The sequence below is a fragment of the Aeromonas sp. S8(2024) genome, from assembly GCF_041403085.1.
In the GTDB taxonomy this organism is placed as follows: domain Bacteria; phylum Pseudomonadota; class Gammaproteobacteria; order Enterobacterales; family Aeromonadaceae; genus Aeromonas; species Aeromonas dhakensis.
Map to the genome: position 1 here is coordinate 618,664 of NZ_JBGLRF010000002.1, position 19,033 is coordinate 637,696.

A 19,033-nucleotide genomic window follows, 5' to 3' on the forward strand; every position below is an offset into this window, starting at 1 on the left:
GCCATCTATTGCCAATCAAAGGAGAGGATGATGAAAAAGGCGATTACCCTGCTGTTTCTGAGCACCCTGGCTGCCCCGGCTCTGGCCGATGAGTGCGCGTTGGTCATCGAAGGCAATGATGCCATGCAGTACAACCTCAAGGAGATGAGCGTACCGGCCACCTGCAAAGAGGTGACCGTGACCCTGAACCACACCGGCAAGATGCCGGTGACCGCCATGGGCCACAACTGGGCGCTGGCCAACACCGCCGACTATCAGGCCGTTGCCACCGCGGGCATGAGCGCCGGCGCCGAGAACAACTACCTGCCCAAGGATGATCCACGCGTACTGGCCCACACCAAGCTGGTGGGTGGCGGCGAGAGCACCAGCGTCACCTTCAAGACCGACGGCCTGGCCGGCAAAGACCTCACCTTCTTCTGCTCCTTCCCCGGTCACTTCGCCATGATGAAGGGCACCTTCAAGGTCGGCTAAGACGTGGTGCCGATTCAGAAGCCGGGCAGTGCCCGGCTTTTTTGTGGCCGCTTGCCATGCCGTAGGAAACCCTGGCTCTGCGCCGGGAGTTGTGTGCCGTTATATGATCCGGCGCGGGGTGAGTGGCGAGCATAGCGGGTAAGATAGGCCCCTTTCGGGCCTGATGGTTCGTGTGAGAGGAGTCGTTTGTCGTGAGAAACGCCATCAATTGGGTGGTCGGCTGTTGCCTGCTGCTGGTATGCGCCATTGCGCTGGCGGCAGAGCCGCCGGTGAAGAAGAGCCGCAACGGCATCTGCCATCCCAAGGGGGGTACCTACTACAGCCGCACCAAGCACTACACCCCCTATGACTCCATGCAGGCCTGCCTCGACAGCGGCGGCCGGGCGCCGAAACGCTGACCGGCGCCAGCCACCTACCTGGGCTGCAGGGTAAAGAAGGCGATAGCGCTCTTCTTCTGGCAGTCGAACTGGATGCTCTGCTCGCCGCTGATCAGCAGGGTTTCGTTGACCGCCATGGGCTGGCCCGCCGCCGTGAGCTGGCCGCTCAGCAGGTAGCAGAGATAGGTCTTGTCCGTCTCCAGGGTGAGGGTGAGCGGGAAGGGGAGGTTGAGCACCCGCACGTTGGCGCTGAGGCGGGCCGGATCATAGATGAGCCCCAGATCCGTCACCTCTTTTTTCAGCAGCTCGCAGTGGGTGTCGTCATCCCCGCTGAAGTGGGCCGCCTCGAAGGTGGCGTAGGGGTGGCCGTTTAGCACGAAGCCGGCCCCGCTGATGGGCAGCAGGATGCGCTGATAGCCGGGGAATTTCGAGAAGAGGCCTGCCCCCTTGATGGGCGCCGAGCTCAGCCGATAGGCAAAATCGAGCTTGTCGAGGCTGGCGCCGGCAGGGGAGATGAGGATCTGGGCTGTGGTGCCCTGCTTGTTCTTCCAGGGCATCTTCAGCTGGTCGGACTCTTTTATCAGGGTGATCAATGGCGCCTCGGCAGTTGGTGAGCGGAGTGAATTGTGTGGCCCAGTGATACCATCCCGCCCGCCGGCCCACAAGGTTGCGTCTGCCTGTCCCGCACTGCCCGCCCACTATTTCATCAGTTTCATCAGTCAGGCCAGCCATCGCCCTTGCGTTGGCTGCTTGCCCGTCGCGGCTGTATGAAACGCAACCACTTGTGCAGGGCGGCGAGAGGGCAAAACGGCAGGCTGTGATCCCGTCGCTGTTAAAGCGGCGGCGGCTCGCTACACTGGCGGTTCTGTTGCCCAAGGAGGCCCCATGACTCACAAGATCATTCTGGATACCGATCCCGGTATCGATGACGCCATGGCAATTCTGTTTGCCGAAGCCCACCCCGCCATCGAGCTGCTCGCCATCACCACGGTATTTGGCAATGCCACCATCGAGAACGGCACCCACAACGCCCTCTGGCTCAAGCAGCAATACGGCATGAAGGCGGATGTGGCGCAGGGGGCGGCCGCCCCGCTGCGACGCGAGCCGGTGGGCCCGACCACTGTGGTACACGGCCCGAGCGGGTTTGGCGACGTGACGGCGGGGGAGGTGACGCTCACACCGGATCCCCGGCCGGCCTGGCAGTATATCGTCGAAGCGGTGAAGGCTGCTCCCGGCGAGATCACCCTGGTCACCATAGGGCCGCTCACCAACCTGGCGCTGGCGCTGCAGGCGGCCCCCGAGATTGCCGGCCTGGTGAAGCAGGTGGTGGTGATGGGCGGCGCCTTCGGCGTCAACGGCCATCGCGGCAATGTGACCCCCTATGCCGAGGCCAACATCCACGACGATCCGGATGCCGCCGATCGGGTGTTCACCGCCCGCTGGCCTGTGGTGATCATCGGGCTGGACGTGACCCAGCAGAGTTTCTTCAGCAGCGCCTATCTGGACGCACTGCGCGATGAAGCGGGGGAGCCAGGCCGTTTCCTGTGGGATGTCAGCCGCTTCTACCTGCGCTTCTACTCCGAGCGGATCGGGCTCGACGGTTGCCACGTGCACGACCCGTCCGCCATCGCCTACGTGATCGATCCGACCCTGTTCACCCTGCGCGCGGGGCCGGTGCGGGTCATCAACGACGGCCCTGCCATCGGTCACACCCTGCAGAAATTTGACGGCAAGTCCCACCCCCACGATGAGTGGGCCGACCATCCTGCCCAGCAGGTCGGGGTGGCGGTGCGGGAGCAGGCGCTGCTGGCGCTCTATCGGGAGACGCTGGTGGCTTGGGGTCGCAACCGCTAGAGGGCTAGGCGAGCAGGGTGGCTTGCGGTCGGACTTGAGACGCGGCTGTGATCCGCACCAAACAATTGGGGGCCAGTTGCGGCTTATACTGGCAGCAACCGTGTGAAGAAGGAGAAACAGGATGGCCTGGTTGTCGTTGCTGGTGGCGATTGCCCTGATCTGGTGGTTGATGAAGCTGGGGCGTGGCGCCCTGTTCGAGATCCGGCTTGCCCCCGGCAAGGTGCAGGTCAAGCGGGGCAAGGTGTCGCCCGCATTCATCGAGCATGCCAAACAGATCCTGCGTCACGAGACGGTGCGCGGGCGCATCCTGGGTCAGCGCGATGGCGATGGGGTCAAGCTGGTCTTCTCCCGCTCCATTCCGGAGCCGGTGGCCCAGCGTTTTCGCAACATCTTCCCCTATGGTGATTACCGGCTGGGGGCGGTGCCGCTCTCCGGCTCCAAACCGCGCAAGGGGTGAGTCGTCACTCACACAGCAAACGGGCCTCCACTGGAGGCCCGTTTCGTTATGGTCGGCGTGACCTATGGGTGCAGGGCGCGCTGGGCCTTGACCGTCTCCGGCTTGATGGCTACCCCTTCATTGCCCCAGGAGGCGCGCAGAGTATTGACCAGCTCGGCGATCTGCTGGTCGTTGAGGGTCCAGCCGTAGCCTGGCATGTGGTAGCCGATATTGCCCTGGGTGATGGGGGTCTCGGCGCCGTGCAGCAGCACGTTGAGCAGGCTGCTCGGGTCCTCGGCCAGCACGGTCTGGTTGCCGATCAGGGAGGGGATGACGTGGTCGTTGCCGCGCCCGTCGTTGCCGTGGCAGGTGGAGCAGTACATGGCGTAATCCGCCTTGCCGCCGGCACTGGCGTAGGCCCGGTTGCCCCTGACGGCCGGTGTCTCGTCATCCAGCCCGGTCAGGTAGGTGGCGATACTGGCCAGATCCGCGTCGCTGAAGTACTGGCTGCTGTGAGTGATCACTTCCGCCATGGGGCCGCTGACGGCCTGATGCTGGCTGCGGCCGGTTTTCAGCAGATCGATGAGGGCCTGCTTGTCGTAGCGGCTGCCGCGAATGTCGGGGGCATACCAGCCATCCAGGGTAGCGCCGCTCAGATAGAGGGGATCCGCCTCGGTCAGGGCTTTCTCCTGCATGCCGAGCCCGCGCGGGGTGTGGCAGCTGCCGCAGTGGCCGGCCCCCTGCACCAGATAGGCACCGCGGTTCCACTCCTCGCTCTTGCCGGCGACCGGGGTGAAGCGGCCGTCATCGTGATAGAGCCAGTTCCAGCCCCTGAGGGGCCAGCGCATGTTGAGCGGCCAGGGGATGTCACTCGCCTTGTTGGCAACAGCCTGCGGCTGCACATCCTGCATCAGGTAGTGGTAGAGGGCGGAGAGATCCTCATCGCTCATCTTGGCGTAGGCGGTGTAGGGCATGGCCGGATAGAGGGGGTCTCCGCTGCGGGTGATCCCTTCGCGCATCACCTTGATGAACTCGGGCAGGCTGTAGTTGCCGATGCCGTGGGTCTTGTCCGGGGTGATGTTGGTGGCGTAGACGGTGCCGACCGGGGTGGGGAAACCCTTGCCGCCGGCGAGCGGCTTGCTCGCCTCGCTGGTGTGGCAGGCGGCGCAGTCCCCCAGCTTGGCCACGTATTCACCCGCCGACATGGCGGGGGCGGCTTGCAGGGCGAAGGTGGGCAGGGCCAGCAGCACGGCACTGGTAGTCAGGGAACGGATCATTTGGCACCTCCCTTGGTCAGGGCGACCAGCTCGTTGACGGCGCGCCACGCCTCGTCGATGGCGGCGTGGGCATAGGGGCTCCAGCCCGCGTCCGAGTTGGCGATGGTGATGTTGCCCACCGGCTGGCGACCCCGCTCAATGAAGCGCTCCGACTGCTCTTCATCGTCAAACAGGGAGTTGGCAATGTAGGAGTAGCCGTGGGACCAGCGGTTGACCGTGATGGTGAGGATATCCTGCTCATGATTGAAGCCGGCCTCGCCCAGCATGGCCTGCAGCTGCTCGCGGATCATCTGCTCGTGCTGCTCGAACGGCATGCCGAGGAGCATGGCGCGCCCCTTGCGGGACTGCTCGCGGGCCGACAGGCCGCTGCCCGGCAGGGTCGGCACATAGACCATGTGCAGGCACATGGGCTGATCCGGGTTCTTGGGATGCTCGTAGCCGCCGAGGTCGACCGGGTAGTCAAGCTTGACCCGGCTGTAGGGGGCGGCCGGGGCATAGACCTCGTGCACGCCGAGTTTGACGAACGGCTGCCAGTTTCTGATCACCACCTTGGTGTAGACCAGCGGCGCCTTGACGTTCTGGCGCAGCGCCTCCTTCTGGGGCTCCGGCATCTCGGGCACCAGGTAGGGGATCATCATGTTGTAGCCGGCCATGATGCACTGCCTGGCCTGTACCCGGTGCAGCTTGCCCTCCTTGATGTAGGTGACGTCCACCCCCTGTTTGCCGTCCTTGAGCGGCACGTTTCTGGCCTGCAGCGCCGTGCTGCCGAGGCGCAGCTGCACCTTGTGCTCGGGGCGGTCGAGCTGGCTGTAGTCGAACCTGGCCAGCACCACGTCCTGCATGGTGTGGCCCGGGGCCACCTGCGGGATGAGCTTGCGCACCATCAAGCGGGTGAGGCCGGCGTTGCCATCCGGGAAGTGGAAGATGTAGGGGTCGTCCAGCTCGGCCTGGGATTCCGCATCGAGCGGGGTGAGATCCATGCCGGCAAAGCCCGGCAGGGCGCACAGGCGGGCGTCGGCGCAGGAGGTGGCATCGATGCCGACCGCCTGGAAGTCGTCGGTGCGCTGCTGGAAGAAGGTGATGGCCCGCTCGCTCAGCCCCACCTTGTCGCGCAGGAAGGTGGTGTAGCTGTTGCTCTCCATCCAGGCGTCTTTCTGTTCGCGGGTCATGCCGTGCAGGTAGTCGGTCTTCTCTTCGTGCAGCGCCAGCAGGGCGGCCTTGTCGGTGTCGTCGAACGGGAAGTCGCCGATGAACTCGGCCAGCGGCCGGCCGTTCAAGCGATCGCGCGGGATGTCGTCGGCCACGCTGTGGCCCGGGTCGCCGTTCACTATCTTGTTGACCCCGAAGTGCTTCTCGTCAAAGAAGACGCCGCGGCTCAGACCCAGATCCGGGTAGAAGGTCTGCTGGAAGCCTTTGGCCAGCTCGTCGATGTTGACCTCCAGCGCCTTGAGCAGCCCCAGCGCCACCGGGCTGTAGACGGAGCGCGGCGATTGCAGGGATTCGCTGCCGCCGTAACCCAGCCGCAGGCCGTCCGGGGTGGTGAACTCGTTGCGCTTGGCGTGGCCACCGAAGTCGTCGTGGTTGTCGAGCAGCAGGATCTTTTTGTCCGCCCCGAGCAGTTGCTGGTAGAAGCAGGCGGCGGAGAGGCCGCTGATGCCGGCGCCGACGATCACCAGATCGTACTCGCCCTCCAGCGGGAGGTGGGCGAAGTCATACTGCTTGCCGTCGCGGGCGATGCTGTGAGCCGGCTCGAAGGAGCCCGGGTGGTTGCCGCGCAGGCCGGTGAGAGCGGGCGGATAGACCAGCGTCTTCTCGGCCAGCGCCTTGCCGCCTTCGGCGGCCTGCAGCAGCTGGATGGGGGCGACGCCGGCCGCAATGGTGATGGCGACGCCGTTGAGAAAGTCTCTGCGTGTGATGCTCATGGCAATCCCTGTAAATGAAGAGTCGAATGAGAAGTGGGATAGGGTTGAATTCGTGACTGACGAGTAACGAAGGGGCGCAACCTACCGCTATATCCCGATGGAGTCCATGGCTTTGATAATAACTTATTAAACAAAATGGGGGATCATGTGATGGTCATGGCGGTGAGATGGATGAAATATGCATGTTTGTGGGGCAAAGGCACATCAACACCAAGGAATTAATTGAAATTTAATTTGATTAATTATGGTTAATTTCGAGTCTCACCTTTATTCGGCCATGGTCGACAAACAGGGCCTGATTATCGCCTGATTTTTCACCGCAAGGCCACTAAATGACGCCCTTTATCCTTGTGAAATAAAAGGTTAAACGACGAAGTGGTCATTTAATCAACGCTGATTGAATAAAATTGAGCCAGCCGCTGATTAATTGAGAAGGGCCCGATATGGATAAATTCAGCGGCGTCAAGCCATTAACATGCGACACACAGAAATCGCAAACCGCACACAAGTGAAAGATTAATTTTTCATGTTGTTCACATCCCCCCCCGGTGAAATAGAATGCTGCGTTTTTCTTACCACTTTAGCCTTGCGAAGATGAGGACATTGCATGAGACCTTTTGATGTAAAGAGGGGCTTGGGCGCTTTGCTGTTGCTCGCGACTGCCGGCTTGCTGAGCGGCTGCGACATGGCGCTGATGAGCCCCAAGGGGCAAGTTGGTCTGGAGCAGAAGTCACTGATATTGACCGCACTCGGCTTGATGCTGATCGTGGTGGTGCCCGTGATCGTGATGGCAGTGGCGTTCGCTTACAAATACCGAGCGTCCAACACCAATGCCACCTATGCGCCTGACTGGGCCCACTCCAACAAGATTGAAGCGGTCGTCTGGACCGTACCCGTCATCATTATCGCCATCCTGGCGGTGATTACCTGGAAAACGTCCCACTCTCTGGATCCCTACAAACCATTGGAATCCGAGGTGAAACCGATCCAGGTCGATGTCATCTCCCTTGACTGGAAATGGTTGTTTGTCTATCCGGAGCTGGGTATCGCCTCGGTCAACGAGCTGGCATTCCCGGTCAACACCCCGGTCAATTTCCGGGTGACCTCCGACACCGTGATGAACTCCTTCTTCATTCCCCAGCTGGGCGGCCAGATCTACGCCATGGCGGGCATGCAGACCAAGCTGCACCTGATTGCCAACGAGGCAGGCCAGTACAAGGGCATCTCGGGTGGCTACAGCGGCGCCGGTTTCTCCGGCATGAAGTTCAACGCCATCGCCACCCAGGATCAGGCCGGTTTCGACGCCTGGGTCGCCAAGGTGAAAGCCTCTTCCAAGGCGCTCAACACCATGGATGAGTTCAATACCCTGGCCAAGAAGAGCGAAAACCACCCGGTGGAGTACTTCGCCAGCGCCGATCCCAAGCTGTTCGTCAACATCATCAACAAGTTCATGGGCGACATGAAGCACGGCGAGCACGCCGCCATGCAACACGGCGAAGCGCAGGCCGCGATGCCGCATGATGCCTCCATGAGCCATGAAGGCATGGAGCACGGCGACGCCATGCACCATGAGGCCCAGGGCGAGCAGATGGACCACGCCGGTCACATGCCGGCCGACAAGACAGTGAAAGCGGGTACTAACTGATGTTTGGAAAATTAACACTCGATGCCATTCCGTACCATGAACCCATCATCATGGTCACGATCGCCGGCATCATTCTGGGTGGGCTGGGTATCGCCGGTCTCATCACCTATTTCGGCAAGTGGCAATATCTGTGGAAAGAGTGGTTGACCTCGGTCGACCACAAACGCCTCGGTATCATGTATCTCATCCTCGGCATGGTCATGCTGCTGCGCGGCTTTGCCGATGCGGTGATGATGCGTACCCAGCAGGTCATGGCCTCGGCCGGCGGCGAGGGCATACTGCCACCGCACCACTACGACCAGATCTTCACCGCCCACGGCGTCATCATGATCTTCTTCGTGGCCATGCCGCTGGTGATCGGTCTGATGAACATCGTGGTGCCGCTGCAGATCGGTGCCCGTGACGTCGCCTTCCCCTTCCTGAACAACCTGAGCTTCTGGTTCACTGCCGCGGCCGTGGTGCTTATTAACGTCTCCCTCGGGGTCGGTGAATTCGCCCAGACCGGCTGGCTGGCCTATCCGCCCTTGTCGGGGCTGGAGTTCAGTCCCGGGGTCGGGGTCGATTACTGGATCTGGAGTCTGCAGATCTCGGGTCTGGGGACCCTGCTGACCGGCGTGAACTTCTTCGCCACCATCATCAAGATGCGCGCCCCTGGCATGACCATGATGCGCCTGCCGGTGTTCACCTGGACCGCCCTGTGCGCCAACGTGCTGATCATCGCCTCCTTCCCGATCCTGACCGTCACCATCGCCCTGCTCACCGCAGACCGCTACCTGGGTACCCATTTCTTTACCAATGACATGGGTGGCAACATGATGATGTATATCAACCTGATCTGGGCCTGGGGTCACCCCGAGGTGTACATCCTGGTACTGCCGGTGTTCGGGATCTTCTCCGAAGTGGTGGCGACCTTCTGCAAGAAGAAGCTGTTCGGTTACACCTCGCTGGTGTGGGCGACCATCGCCATTACCGTGCTCTCCTTCATCGTCTGGCTGCACCACTTCTTCACCATGGGGTCCGGCGCCAACGTGAATGCCTTCTTCGGCATCACCACCATGATCATCTCCATCCCGACCGGGGTGAAGATCTTCAACTGGCTGTTCACCATGTACCGCGGTCGCATCGAGTTCACCTCACCCATGCTGTGGACCGTCGGCTTCATCATCACCTTCACCGTGGGTGGCATGACCGGGGTACTGCTCTCCGTGCCGGCTGCCAACTTCGTGTTGCACAACAGCCTGTTCCTGATCGCCCACTTCCACAACGTCATCATCGGCGGCGTGGTGTTCGGTTGCTTCGCCGGTATCACCTACTGGTTCCCGAAAGCGTTCGGCTTCAAGCTGGATGACGTCTGGGGCAAGCGTGCCTTCTGGTGCTGGATCACCGGCTTCTTCGTGGCCTTCATGCCGCTCTACGTGCTGGGCTTCATGGGCATGACCCGTCGTGTCAGCCAGAACATCGATCCCGAGTTCCACGGCTGGCTGGTGGTGGCTGCCTGCGGCGCCGGTCTGATTGCGCTGGGTGTACTGTGCCAGGTGATCCAGATCGTGGTCAGCATCCGCGACCGCGAGAAGAACCGCGACCTGACCGGCGATCCCTGGGGTGGCCGTACCCTGGAGTGGTCCACTTCCTCGCCGCCCCCCTTCTACAACTTCGCCATCGAGCCGAAGATCAAAGGGCTGGATGCGTTCTGGGAAGCCAAGCAGGACGGTTCTGCCTATCAGCAGCCCAAGCACTATGACCCGATCCACATGCCGAAAAACTCCGGTGCCGGCGTCATCATCGCCGCCTTCAGCACCCTGTTCGGCTTTGCCATGATCTGGCACATCTGGTGGATGGCCATCGCCGGCTTCGTCGGCATGATCGCCACCTGGATCATCCACAGCTTCAATGACGACGTGGACTACTACGTGCAGGTTGACGAGATCGAGCGGATCGAGCGTCAGCATTTTGAAAATCTCAACAAGGTGGCTTAATTCCATGGCGACTGACGTTCTACATCACACTCACGGTGCCCATGAGGATGGGCACCATGATGCCGGCGCCAACAAGGTATTCGGCTTCTGGATCTACCTGATGAGTGACTGCATCCTGTTCGCGACCCTGTTCGCGACCTATGCGGTCCTGGTCAACGGCACCGCCGGCGGTCCGAGCGGCAAGGACATCTTCGAACTGCCGTTCGTGTTTGCCGAAACCATGCTGCTGCTGCTGAGCTCCATCACCTTTGGCTTTGGCATGCTGGCCATGAACAAGAACAAGGTGGCGGCGGTCAATACCTGGCTGTTCATCACCTTCCTGTTCGGTGCCGGCTTCATCGCGATGGAGATCTACGAGTTCCATCACCTGATTGCCGAGGGTTACGGTCCGGATCGCAGCGGCTTCCTCTCCGCCTTCTTCACCCTGGTGGGTACCCACGGTATCCACGTGACCAGCGGTCTTGTCTGGATCATCGTGATGATGGTGCTGGTAGCCAAGAAGGGGCTGACCGATCGCAACCGTACCCGTCTGATGTGCCTGAGCCTGTTCTGGCACTTCCTCGACGTGGTGTGGATCTGCGTCTTCACCGTGGTCTATCTGATGGGGGTCATGTAATGAGTCATTCCGTTGACAATCACGGCGCCAGCCACGGCAGCGCCAAGAGCTACCTGATCGGCTTCGTGCTGTCCCTGATCCTGACCGCAGTGCCGTTCTGGATGGTGATGGACGGCTCTGCCTCCCACACTACCGTGCTGGCCACCGTGGTCGGCATGGCGGTGGTGCAGATCTTCGTGCACCTGGTCTACTTCCTGCACATGAACACCTCGTCCGAGGAGCGCTGGAACCTGGTGGCACTGATCTTTACCGTGCTCATCATCGCCATCGTGGTCGTGGGTTCGCTGTGGATCATGTACAACCTCAACATCAACATGATGGTTCACTGAGCAGGTTGGCAATGATGATGAAGCAATACCTGCAAGTGACCAAGCCGGGCATCATCTTCGGTAACCTCATCTCGGTTATCGGAGGGTTCCTGCTGGCCTCCAAGGGGAGCCTGGATGTGCCCCTCTTCATCCTGACCATGGCTGGTGTATCACTGGTGGTCGCCTCCGGTTGCGTGTTCAACAACTACATCGACCGGGACATCGACTGCATCATGGAGCGCACCAAGAACCGTGCTCTGGTGAAGGGTCTGATCGCCCCCGGCGTATCGCTCTGGTACGCGAGCGCCCTCGGCATTGCGGGCATTGCACTGCTCTACTTTGCGGCCAACCCGTTGGCCGCCTTGCTGGCGGTGCTGGGCTTCATTGTCTATGTGGGGGTCTACAGCCTCTACATGAAGCGTCACTCGGTCTACGGCACCCTGGTCGGCAGCCTCTCCGGCGCCGCACCGCCGGTCATCGGCTACTGCGCGGTGAGCGGTCAGTTCGACTCAGGCGCGCTGATCCTGCTGGCGATCTTCAGCCTGTGGCAGATGCCGCACTCCTATGCGATCGCCATCTTCCGCTTCAAGGATTACCAGGCGGCCAACATCCCGGTACTGCCGGTGGTGAAGGGAATTTCGGTGGCCAAACACCACATCACCCTCTACATCCTGGCCTTTATGGTGCCGACCCTGATGCTGTTCCTCGGCGGCTACGCCGGTTACAAGTATCTGGTGGTGGCCACCGCGGTCAGCGTCTGGTGGCTGGGGATGGCGCTGTCTGGCTACAAGGCGGCGGTGGACGACTCCCTCTGGGCGCGCAAGCTGTTCATGTTCTCCATCGTCACCATCACCTGCCTGAGCGTAATGATGTCGGTGGACTTCCAACCGGAGGCAGAGCCTGCGGTACTGGTGAGCATGCTGCCCTAAGGTGCATACCTGTCATGTTCCGTGTTGTGATGCGACGCGGGAAAATCAGTAGAATCCAGAGCCGGGAACCTTCCCGGCTCTGTTATTATGGGGCCGCCCCGTCGGGCACTTTTCCCTTGTGTCGGGTGTGGCATGGCGCGTGTCGGCCACCCCTTGAGTCTTCCTTTTTCCTGACCTATCGAGGCCATCATGAATGATTTCACCATGACGAGGGGCGAGCGCCGTGCCACCTGGGCGCTCGGCTCCGTCTTCTCGTTGCGCATGCTCGGCATGTTTATGGTGCTGCCGGTGCTGACCACCTACGGCATGTCGCTGGCGGGTGCCTCCGAGGCGCTCATCGGCCTGGCCATCGGCATCTACGGCATGACCCAGGCGCTGTTCCAGATCCCGTTCGGTTTGCTCTCCGACAAGGTGGGCCGCAAGCCCCTCATCGTCGGCGGTCTGCTGATGTTTGCTCTCGGCAGCGTGATCGCGGCGCTGACCCACTCCATCTGGGGCGTGATCCTCGGCCGCGCCCTGCAGGGCAGCGGCGCCATCTCGGCTGCCGTGATGGCGCTCCTGTCGGATCTCACCCGCGAGCAGAACCGCACCAAGGCGATGGCCTTCATCGGGGTGAGCTTTGGCATCACCTTCGCCATCGCCATGGTGACCGGCCCCCTCATCACCCATGCGCTGGGGCTCTCCGGCCTTTTCTGGCTGATCGCCCTGCTGGCGCTGGCGGGCATCGCCGTCACCCTCTGGCTGGTGCCAACTCCGAGTGGCCATCTGCTCAATCGCGAGTCCGGCATGGTGAAGGGGGGGATGCGCACCGTGCTGACCAACCCGCGCCTGCTCAAGCTCAACTTCGGTATCCTCTGCGTGCACACCCTGCTGATGTCGAGCTTCGTGGCGCTGCCGCCGCTGCTGGAGCGCGCCGGCCTGCCCCGTGACAGCCAGTGGCAGGCTTATCTGGTCACCATGCTGATCGCCTTCGTCAGCGTGGTGCCGTTCATCATCTATGCCGAGAAGCGCAGAAAGATGAAGCGGGTGTTCCAGATCTGCGTGCTGGTGATGCTCGTCGCCGAGCTGGTACTCTGGCAAAGCGGCCTGCAGCTGTGGGGCCTGCTCGCCGGGCTGCAGATCTTCTTCATCGGTTTCAACGTGATGGAGGCGCTGCTGCCGTCCCTCATCAGCAAGGAGTCGCCCCCCGGCTACAAGGGCACCGCCATGGGGATCTACTCCACCAGCCAGTTCATCGGGGTGGCCATTGGCGGCAGCCTCGGTGGCCTGCTCTACAGCCTGGGTGGCGGCGCCCTGGTGTTTGGCGGCTGCGCTGCGCTGGCCCTGGTCTGGCTTGGGGTCAGCCTCACCATGGCCGAGCCCCCCTATGTGAGCAGCCTGCGCATCGTGCTGCCGGAAGGGGTGGAGGCCGACGCGGCGCTCGAGCAGAAGATCCGCGCCTGCGAGGGGGTGAGCGACGTGCTGCTGGCCGCTGCGGAGCGCTCCGTCTATGTGAAGGTGGACAGCAAGCGCCTGAGCCGGCGCGATCTGGAGTCGCTGGTCGCCGCCTGAGGACACCGACCAGCATGAAAAAGCCCGCCAATCCGGCGGGCTTTTTATTGGGCTCCATTCAGCTGGATTGTGCCCAGCTGTGCTGTACGCTCAGTCGGCCTGGCAGCGCTGCTCGGCAGGCAGGCTCGCGCCATCTCCCAGCAGCAGGGTGCTGAGAGCCGCCCGGGCGCAGCGGGAGCTGTTCAGTTGGCCGTGCTGATTGCTCTGCGTCACCTGCACCAGGCGCGCGGCGCTGCCAAAGGCGGCCTGCATCTGGCGGGCACCGGCGAAGGGGGTATTGGGGTCGTACTCGGCGCCGAGCACCAGGGCCCTGGCATCATCCGGCAGCTTTATCTCGCCGGCGCCATAGCTGGCGATGGGCTGGCGCGGATAAGGCCAGTCGGCGCAGGTGTTGAAGCTTTTGGCCAGCAGCAGGGCACCGGCCCCCTGGAAGGCGGCATCTTCCGGGTCCAGCGTTTGCCAGCCGTAGGGCTCGCTGTTGTCGGTACAGTGGATGGTGCTGAAGAAGGGCATCTCCAGCAGCGTTGAATAGGGGTTTTCGTCGGCCTGCTCCTTGGCGAGGCGGGCCAGCAGGGGGCTGGCATCGTCCTGCTGCCAGAAGGCGAGCTGATCGTCGCGCTGGCTGCCGCTGATGGCATCGCCCAGCACCGCCACCCAGTTGGCGCGGTCGAGCACATTGCCCTGATTGTCCACATAGCGGCCGTTGTCGCGCACCTGGCGGGTCACCGCCATGCTGCGCTGCAGCGCCTGATCCCCGAAGCGCCAGGCCAGGATGCGGTTGGCATTCTCGGCATCGCGGCGAAAGATGGCCGGGTAGCGGCTCTCGGCGGGAGACATCGGCGAGTCGACCACCAGATTGGCCACGTGGCTCGGATAGCGGGCGGCATAGAGGGCGGCCAGACGAGTGCCGTAGGAGAAGGTGATGGGGGTGATCCGCTCGCGCCCCAGGTGCTGGCGCAGGCGCTCCATGTCCTCGACCACGGCCCGCGAGCCCAGGTGCGGCGCATGCAGCCGCAACGGCTCGTCGCAGCGCTCGCGCAGGGTGGTGCCGAAGGCCTTGCCCTGATCCGCCCCGCTCTCGAGTGCCGGCAGGGCGCCCTTGTCACGGCTGGCAAAGAGCTGGGCGAGCTGCGCCGGGGTCATGTCTGGCCGCACCCCCTGCTTGTCGGTCAGCAGGCAGCTGCGCAGCTCGTGGCCGAGGGCGCTGTAACCGGCCCCGCGGGGATCCAGGGTGACGATGTCGTAGTGCTCAAGGATGGCGGGGTTGGCGCTGCGCAGCATGTCGAGCAGGAGGCCGAGATCCGGGGTGGCCGAGGTGGGGCCGCCCGGGTTGTAGAACAGGGTGCCGCGATAGTCGCCGCTGGCGCGATAGTGCAGATAGAAGATATCCAGGGTGTCGCCCTTGACCGTGCGGGTCTCCTGTTTGACATGGGGGCGGACGGGTTTGTCCGACCAGGAGGAGAAGCGGGGGCTGTTGTCGGCGAAGAGGGAACTGTCGGCGCGTACAGCGGAGCGCTTTTCCCACTTGGTCTCCTTGATCTGGACCCACTCCTTGTCGTAATCGAGCGGCACCGTCAGGTAGTGACAGCTGACCTGACTGGCGGGAATGGCGATACCGTCCTCTTGCCAGCCCTGGCGCAGCTGTTGGCAGACCTGGCCGGCGTCATAGCCGGCGCGAATATGGCGAGCCTGGAAGGGCTCCTCTTTCTTTTCCAGATTGCAGCCTGCCAGCAATGCCGGTGCCAGCAGGGTCATGAGCAGCGTGTATTTCATTGTCTATTTCCACTTATCTAGCCTGAACCCCGAAATAGTACGGGGAGGGGCCGACCGGATGGCAGCCGGAAGTTGTATGGAAATATTGCAAGGTGTGTCGATTTACATATTTCTGGCGATATTTGGTGGTCTCATTGATCTATTTGAAAATAATGACCGGCAACGCGCACCGTTATTTTATGCGGGATCAATAACGGCGGCGCAACCGGTCGGCGCAGGGGGCGGCTCCGGCGTTACGCGGGCGCGCGCCAGAACGGCTTGTCCCCCAGCACGGTGGCCCTGTGCATCACTCGCCGGGCCGGCAGATAGTCTGCGTTGGCGTAATGCTGGGTGACCCGGTTGTCCCAGATGGCGATGTCGTGCTCCCGCCAGCGCCAGCGCACCTGATACTCGGGCTTGGTGACATGGCGAAACAGGAAGGCGAGCAGCGCCTCGCTCTCTTGCGCCGGCAACTCGGGCAGGCGGGTGGTGAAGCCTTCATTGACGAACAGTGCCTGCCGACCGCTCAAGGGGTGGGTGCGAACCACAGGGTGGCGCAGCGGCGGGTTGCGGGCCGCCGCCTCCTGCCAGCGCTGGTACTCGGCCGGGCTGGCGCTGTGGCGATGGGCCGGGAACGACTTGGTGAAGTCGTGCTCGGCTTCCAGCCCTGCCAGCAACTGCTGCAGACGGGGGGAGAGCCCCTCGAAGGCGGCGATGCCGCTGGCCCACAGGGTATCGCCCCCCACCGGCGGCAGCTGCTTGGCGGCCAGAATGGCCAGCGCCGGCGGCGTCTCGATGAAGGTGACGTCGGTGTGCCAGTTGTCGTTGTCCGGCGGGTTGTCGTCGTGGGTGTCGAGCACGATGATCTCCTCGGCCTCCGGCGCGTGGGGATAGACAGGGTGAATGTGCAGATCGCCGAAGCGGTTGGCCAGCGCCCGCTGCTGGCGGGGGTTGATGGGCTGATCCCGAAAGAACAGCACCTGATGGGTCAGCAGGGCCTGCTGCAACTGCGCGAACTGGCCCTCATCGAGCGGCCCGGCCAGGCTGATGCCGCTGATCTCGGCGCCGATGTGGGGGCCGAGGGGGGTGATATGCAGGGAATTGCTCATAGTCCTTCTCCATGCCACGGCGTCAGGCGACGCTGCAGCGCACGTAAACCAAGTTCCAGAGTGAAGGCGATCAGGGCGATCACCAGAATGCCCGCCAGCACCACGTCGGTGGCGAGAAACTCGCCGGCGGCTTGCACCATGAAGCCCACGCCGCGGGTGGCGGCGATGAGCTCGGCCGCCACCAGAGTGGACCAACCGACCCCGAGCCCGATACGCAGCCCGGTGAGGATCTCCGGCAGGGCACCGGGCACTGTGACGTGCAACAGTACCTGCCAGCGGTTGGCACCCAGCGCCCGGGCGGCCCGCGCTCGCACCTGTTTGGCGCCCTGCACCCCCGCCAGGGTGGCCATGGCGACGGGCGCGAAGATGGCCAGATAGATGAGCAGCACCTTCGATGTCTCGCCGATGCCGAACCAGATCACCATGAGCGGCAGGTAGGCAAGGGGCGGCACCGGCCGGTAGAGCTCGATCAGCGGGTCGAGCATGCCGCGCAGGGTGGGGCTGAGCCCCATGGCCAGACCCACCGTCACACCGCACAGAGTGGCGGCCGCGAGGGCGATGAGGATGCGCTGCAAACTGGCGGCGAGGTGCTGCCAGAGGGTGGCGTCCATGAAGCCCTGCGGCCCGGCGAGGGTGGCAAACTGCTGAAGCACCTGGGCAGGGGGCGGCAGAAACAGCGGCCTTATCAGCCCGAGCCTGGCCACCAGCCACCAGAGCGCCAGTAGGGCACAGAGGGTCAGCAGGCTCACCCCAAGCCGGCGTGGCAGCGGCCAGCGCAGGCGTATCCGGCGGGCAGGGTCGAGCGGGCGGGAGAGGGTGAGGCTCATGCAAACACCTCCCGCTCGGCAAAGACCCGACCCAGCACGTACTCGCGTCGCGCGATAAAGGCGGGATCCGACTTGATGCTGCGGCAGGGCTCGCCGGCGGCGAAGCGGCGGCCGAACTCCAGGGTCAGCCGCTCCATCACTCGCCCCGGCGCCGGGGAGAGCAGTACCAGCTCGGTGGCCATGAACACCGCCTCCTCGATGTCGTGGGTGATGAGCAGCACCTGCCGACGCTGCTCGTGCCACAGGCGCAGCAGCAGGGTCTGCATCTGCTCGCGGGTAAAGGCGTCGAGGGCGCCGAAGGGTTCGTCGAGCAGCAGCAGTTGCGGCTGGGTGGCTAGCGCCCGGGCGATGCCGACCCGCTGGCGTTGGCCGCCGGATAGCTGCCAGACCGGTTTGGCCTGGGCCTCCTCCAGCCCCACCTTGCGCAGCATGGCCAGCGCCCTGGCCTCTCGTTCGCGGCGTGGCACGCCGGCCAGCTGCAGCCCGAAGGCGACGTTGTCCAGCACGTTGCGCCAAGGCAGCAGCCCCTCGTTCTGGAAGACCACCCCCCGCTCGGCGCCGGGGCCGCGCACCGGCCGCCCCTGCAGGCTGATGGTGCCCTGCTGGGCGGACTGAAAACCGGCGATGAGGTTGAGCAAGGTGGTCTTGCCGCAGCCGGAGGGGCCGAGCACCACCATCAGCTCGCCCGCATCCAGGGTCAGGTTGATGTTGTCGAGGACTCTGCGCCCGGCGTAATCGGCGCAAAGGTGGGTGAGCTGCAGCATGCATGCCTCCTTGTTTTGCGGGGTCAGCGGGCGTGAGCCTTGACGAAGCGGTCGGTCACGTAGGCGCGATAATCGCTGCCGGCGCTCTGCACCTTGCCTTGCTCCTTGAGAAAGCGGCTGGTGTCCACCAGGGTCTGGTTCACCAGCTCCCCCAGCTCGGCACCCTGCTGGCTGGCGCTCAGGTAGCTGTTGCCCCTGACCAGCGCGGGCACGTCCGCCTCGGGTACGCCGCTCAGGCTGGCCAGCTTGGCGAGGTTGTCCGGCTTGGCGAGCCAGCCGTCGGGGTTGGCCAGGTAGTCGCGCTGGGCCGCCAGGGTGCTGTCGACGAAGGCCTGCACCAGTTCGGGATGGGCCTTGGCGAACGCCTTGCGCACCACCCAGACATCCAGGGTGGGGGCGCCCCACTCGCCCACCTGGGCCGAGTCGGTCAGTACCTTGCCGCCCTTGGTCAGCTCGTTGAGGGCCGGCGCCCAGACATAGGCGCCATCGATGTCACCCCGCTGCCAGGCGGCGATGATGGCCGGTGGCTGCAGGTTGACGATCTGCAGGCTGGCCGGATCCACTCCCCAGTGCCGCAGCGCGGCCAGCAGGCTGTAGTGGGTGGTGGAGGTAAAGGGCACGGCGATGCGCTTGCCGGCCAGGGCTGCGGGGGAGGTGAGCCCGGGCTTGACCACCAGCGCTTCCGAGTTGCCGAGCTTGGAGGCGAGCAGAAACACCTCGATGGGCACCTGCTGGTTGACGGCCACCGCCAGCGGGCTGGAGCCTATGTTGCCGATCTGCACGTCGCCGGAGGCGAGCGCCCGCACCACGCTGGCGCCGCTGTCGAACTTGAGCCACTTCACCGTGGCGCCGCTGGTGCGGGCAAAGGTGTCGTCGGCCTGGGCCACCTTGGCCGGTTCGGCCGAGGTCTGGTAGGCCACAGTGACGTCCACGGCCCTGGCTTGCAGGCTGAGCAGGGCGAGCGCCGCCAGCCAGAGGGAATGTCCTTTTCCTGTCATGATATTGCTCCATCGGGGGAATGAAGCGGCAGTTTTCCCATTTATCGGGGCGCTGAGGAAAGACCGAAAATATATGGCTGATGAGATATGGTTCTTAGAAAAAGAACGGCAACCCAATCCGTTTATTCATATATCTCAATATGGCAAGTCGATATTTGAAGGTTGGCAATAGGTGCCGAAAAAACGGCTTTAAATATCGGCAAACCTATACGGATATGGCA

Annotated in this window: 18 protein-coding genes; 10 read left to right on the forward strand and 8 right to left on the reverse strand. The window is 63.3% G+C overall.

Annotated elements, in window-relative coordinates:
• The first annotated feature begins 30 nt into the window (after nucleotides 1-30).
• A complete protein-coding gene (gene azu / locus ACB031_RS07365) occupies nucleotides 31-471 on the forward strand; it encodes an azurin (protein WP_005302949.1) in 441 nt (146 codons plus the stop codon).
• A gap of 191 nt (nucleotides 472-662) precedes the next feature.
• Nucleotides 663-869, forward strand: coding sequence for a hypothetical protein (locus tag ACB031_RS07370; protein WP_005302947.1), 207 nt, complete (start codon nucleotides 663-665; stop codon nucleotides 867-869).
• Nucleotides 870-883: 14 nt separating this feature from the next.
• Here ACB031_RS07370 and ACB031_RS07375 read toward each other — a convergent pair whose 3' ends face one another.
• Entirely contained in the window at nucleotides 884-1,441 is a 558-nt protein-coding gene (locus ACB031_RS07375; protein WP_371139289.1) for a HutD family protein, read from the reverse strand.
• A 292-nt stretch (nucleotides 1,442-1,733) separates the two neighbouring features.
• On the opposite strand from ACB031_RS07375, the gene ACB031_RS07380 reads away from it, so the two are divergent.
• Together ACB031_RS07380 and ACB031_RS07385 are read left to right on the forward strand one after the other, a co-directional pair.
• Nucleotides 1,734-2,702 (forward strand): nucleoside hydrolase, encoded by a 969-nt coding sequence (locus ACB031_RS07380; protein ID WP_371139290.1) that lies wholly within the window; start codon nucleotides 1,734-1,736, stop codon nucleotides 2,700-2,702.
• Between the two features lie 121 nt (nucleotides 2,703-2,823).
• Nucleotides 2,824-3,159: a DUF3634 family protein gene (locus tag ACB031_RS07385; protein ID WP_005302941.1), complete on the forward strand. Its 336-nt coding sequence runs from the start codon at nucleotides 2,824-2,826 to the stop codon at nucleotides 3,157-3,159.
• 62 nt (nucleotides 3,160-3,221) lie between these two features.
• Here the strand turns inward: ACB031_RS07385 and ACB031_RS07390 are convergent, their stop codons facing one another.
• Nucleotides 3,222-4,415 carry a cytochrome c gene (locus tag ACB031_RS07390; protein ID WP_371139291.1) on the reverse strand — a complete coding sequence of 398 codons (1,194 nt, stop codon included), beginning with the start codon at nucleotides 4,413-4,415 and terminating at the stop codon, nucleotides 3,222-3,224.
• Nucleotides 4,412-6,337, reverse strand: a complete 1,926-nt coding sequence (locus ACB031_RS07395; protein ID WP_371139292.1) for an NAD(P)-binding protein — start codon at nucleotides 6,335-6,337, stop codon at nucleotides 4,412-4,414. The genes ACB031_RS07390 and ACB031_RS07395 overlap by 4 nt, the downstream gene beginning before the upstream one ends.
• 607 nt (nucleotides 6,338-6,944) lie before the next feature.
• On the opposite strand from ACB031_RS07395, the gene cyoA reads away from it, so the two are divergent.
• The 6 genes from cyoA to ACB031_RS07425 all read left to right on the forward strand — a co-directional run bounded on the left by cyoA (nucleotide 6,945) and on the right by ACB031_RS07425 (nucleotide 13,362).
• Nucleotides 6,945-7,982 carry a cytochrome o ubiquinol oxidase subunit II gene (gene cyoA, locus ACB031_RS07400; RefSeq protein ID WP_095592354.1) on the forward strand — a complete coding sequence of 346 codons (1,038 nt, stop codon included), beginning with the start codon at nucleotides 6,945-6,947 and terminating at the stop codon, nucleotides 7,980-7,982.
• Nucleotides 7,982-9,958, forward strand: a complete 1,977-nt coding sequence (gene cyoB, locus ACB031_RS07405) for a cytochrome o ubiquinol oxidase subunit I (protein ID WP_005302935.1) — start codon at nucleotides 7,982-7,984, stop codon at nucleotides 9,956-9,958. The genes cyoA and cyoB overlap by 1 nt, the downstream gene beginning before the upstream one ends.
• A gap of 4 nt (nucleotides 9,959-9,962) precedes the next feature.
• On the forward strand, nucleotides 9,963-10,574 hold the full coding sequence (locus ACB031_RS07410; protein ID WP_005302934.1) for a cytochrome o ubiquinol oxidase subunit III: 612 nt from the start codon (nucleotides 9,963-9,965) through the stop codon (nucleotides 10,572-10,574).
• Entirely contained in the window at nucleotides 10,574-10,903 is a 330-nt protein-coding gene (locus ACB031_RS07415) for a cytochrome o ubiquinol oxidase subunit IV (protein WP_005302933.1), read from the forward strand. The genes ACB031_RS07410 and ACB031_RS07415 overlap by 1 nt, the downstream gene beginning before the upstream one ends.
• Before the next feature lie 11 nt (nucleotides 10,904-10,914).
• Entirely contained in the window at nucleotides 10,915-11,811 is an 897-nt protein-coding gene (gene cyoE, locus ACB031_RS07420; RefSeq protein ID WP_017780806.1) for a heme o synthase, read from the forward strand.
• A 189-nt stretch (nucleotides 11,812-12,000) separates the two neighbouring features.
• Entirely contained in the window at nucleotides 12,001-13,362 is a 1,362-nt protein-coding gene (locus ACB031_RS07425) for an MFS transporter (protein WP_065016959.1), read from the forward strand.
• A 90-nt stretch (nucleotides 13,363-13,452) separates the two neighbouring features.
• Here the strand turns inward: ACB031_RS07425 and ACB031_RS07430 are convergent, their stop codons facing one another.
• The 5 genes from ACB031_RS07430 to tauA form a co-directional block, all read right to left on the reverse strand.
• Entirely contained in the window at nucleotides 13,453-15,135 is a 1,683-nt protein-coding gene (locus ACB031_RS07430; RefSeq protein ID WP_371139293.1) for an alpha/beta hydrolase, read from the reverse strand.
• A 233-nt stretch (nucleotides 15,136-15,368) separates the two neighbouring features.
• Entirely contained in the window at nucleotides 15,369-16,223 is an 855-nt protein-coding gene (gene tauD / locus ACB031_RS07435) for a taurine dioxygenase (protein WP_215269537.1), read from the reverse strand.
• Complete coding sequence (tauC, locus tag ACB031_RS07440; protein WP_371139294.1) at nucleotides 16,220-17,050, reverse strand: taurine ABC transporter permease TauC; 831 nt, start codon at nucleotides 17,048-17,050, stop codon at nucleotides 16,220-16,222. Before tauC ends, tauD begins: the two co-directional genes overlap by 4 nt.
• Nucleotides 17,047-17,814 carry a taurine ABC transporter ATP-binding subunit gene (tauB, locus tag ACB031_RS07445; protein ID WP_371139295.1) on the reverse strand — a complete coding sequence of 256 codons (768 nt, stop codon included), beginning with the start codon at nucleotides 17,812-17,814 and terminating at the stop codon, nucleotides 17,047-17,049. The genes tauC and tauB overlap by 4 nt, the downstream gene beginning before the upstream one ends.
• 23 nt (nucleotides 17,815-17,837) lie before the next feature.
• Entirely contained in the window at nucleotides 17,838-18,812 is a 975-nt protein-coding gene (tauA, locus tag ACB031_RS07450; RefSeq protein WP_371139296.1) for a taurine ABC transporter substrate-binding protein, read from the reverse strand.
• Nucleotides 18,813-19,033 lie beyond the last annotated feature (221 nt).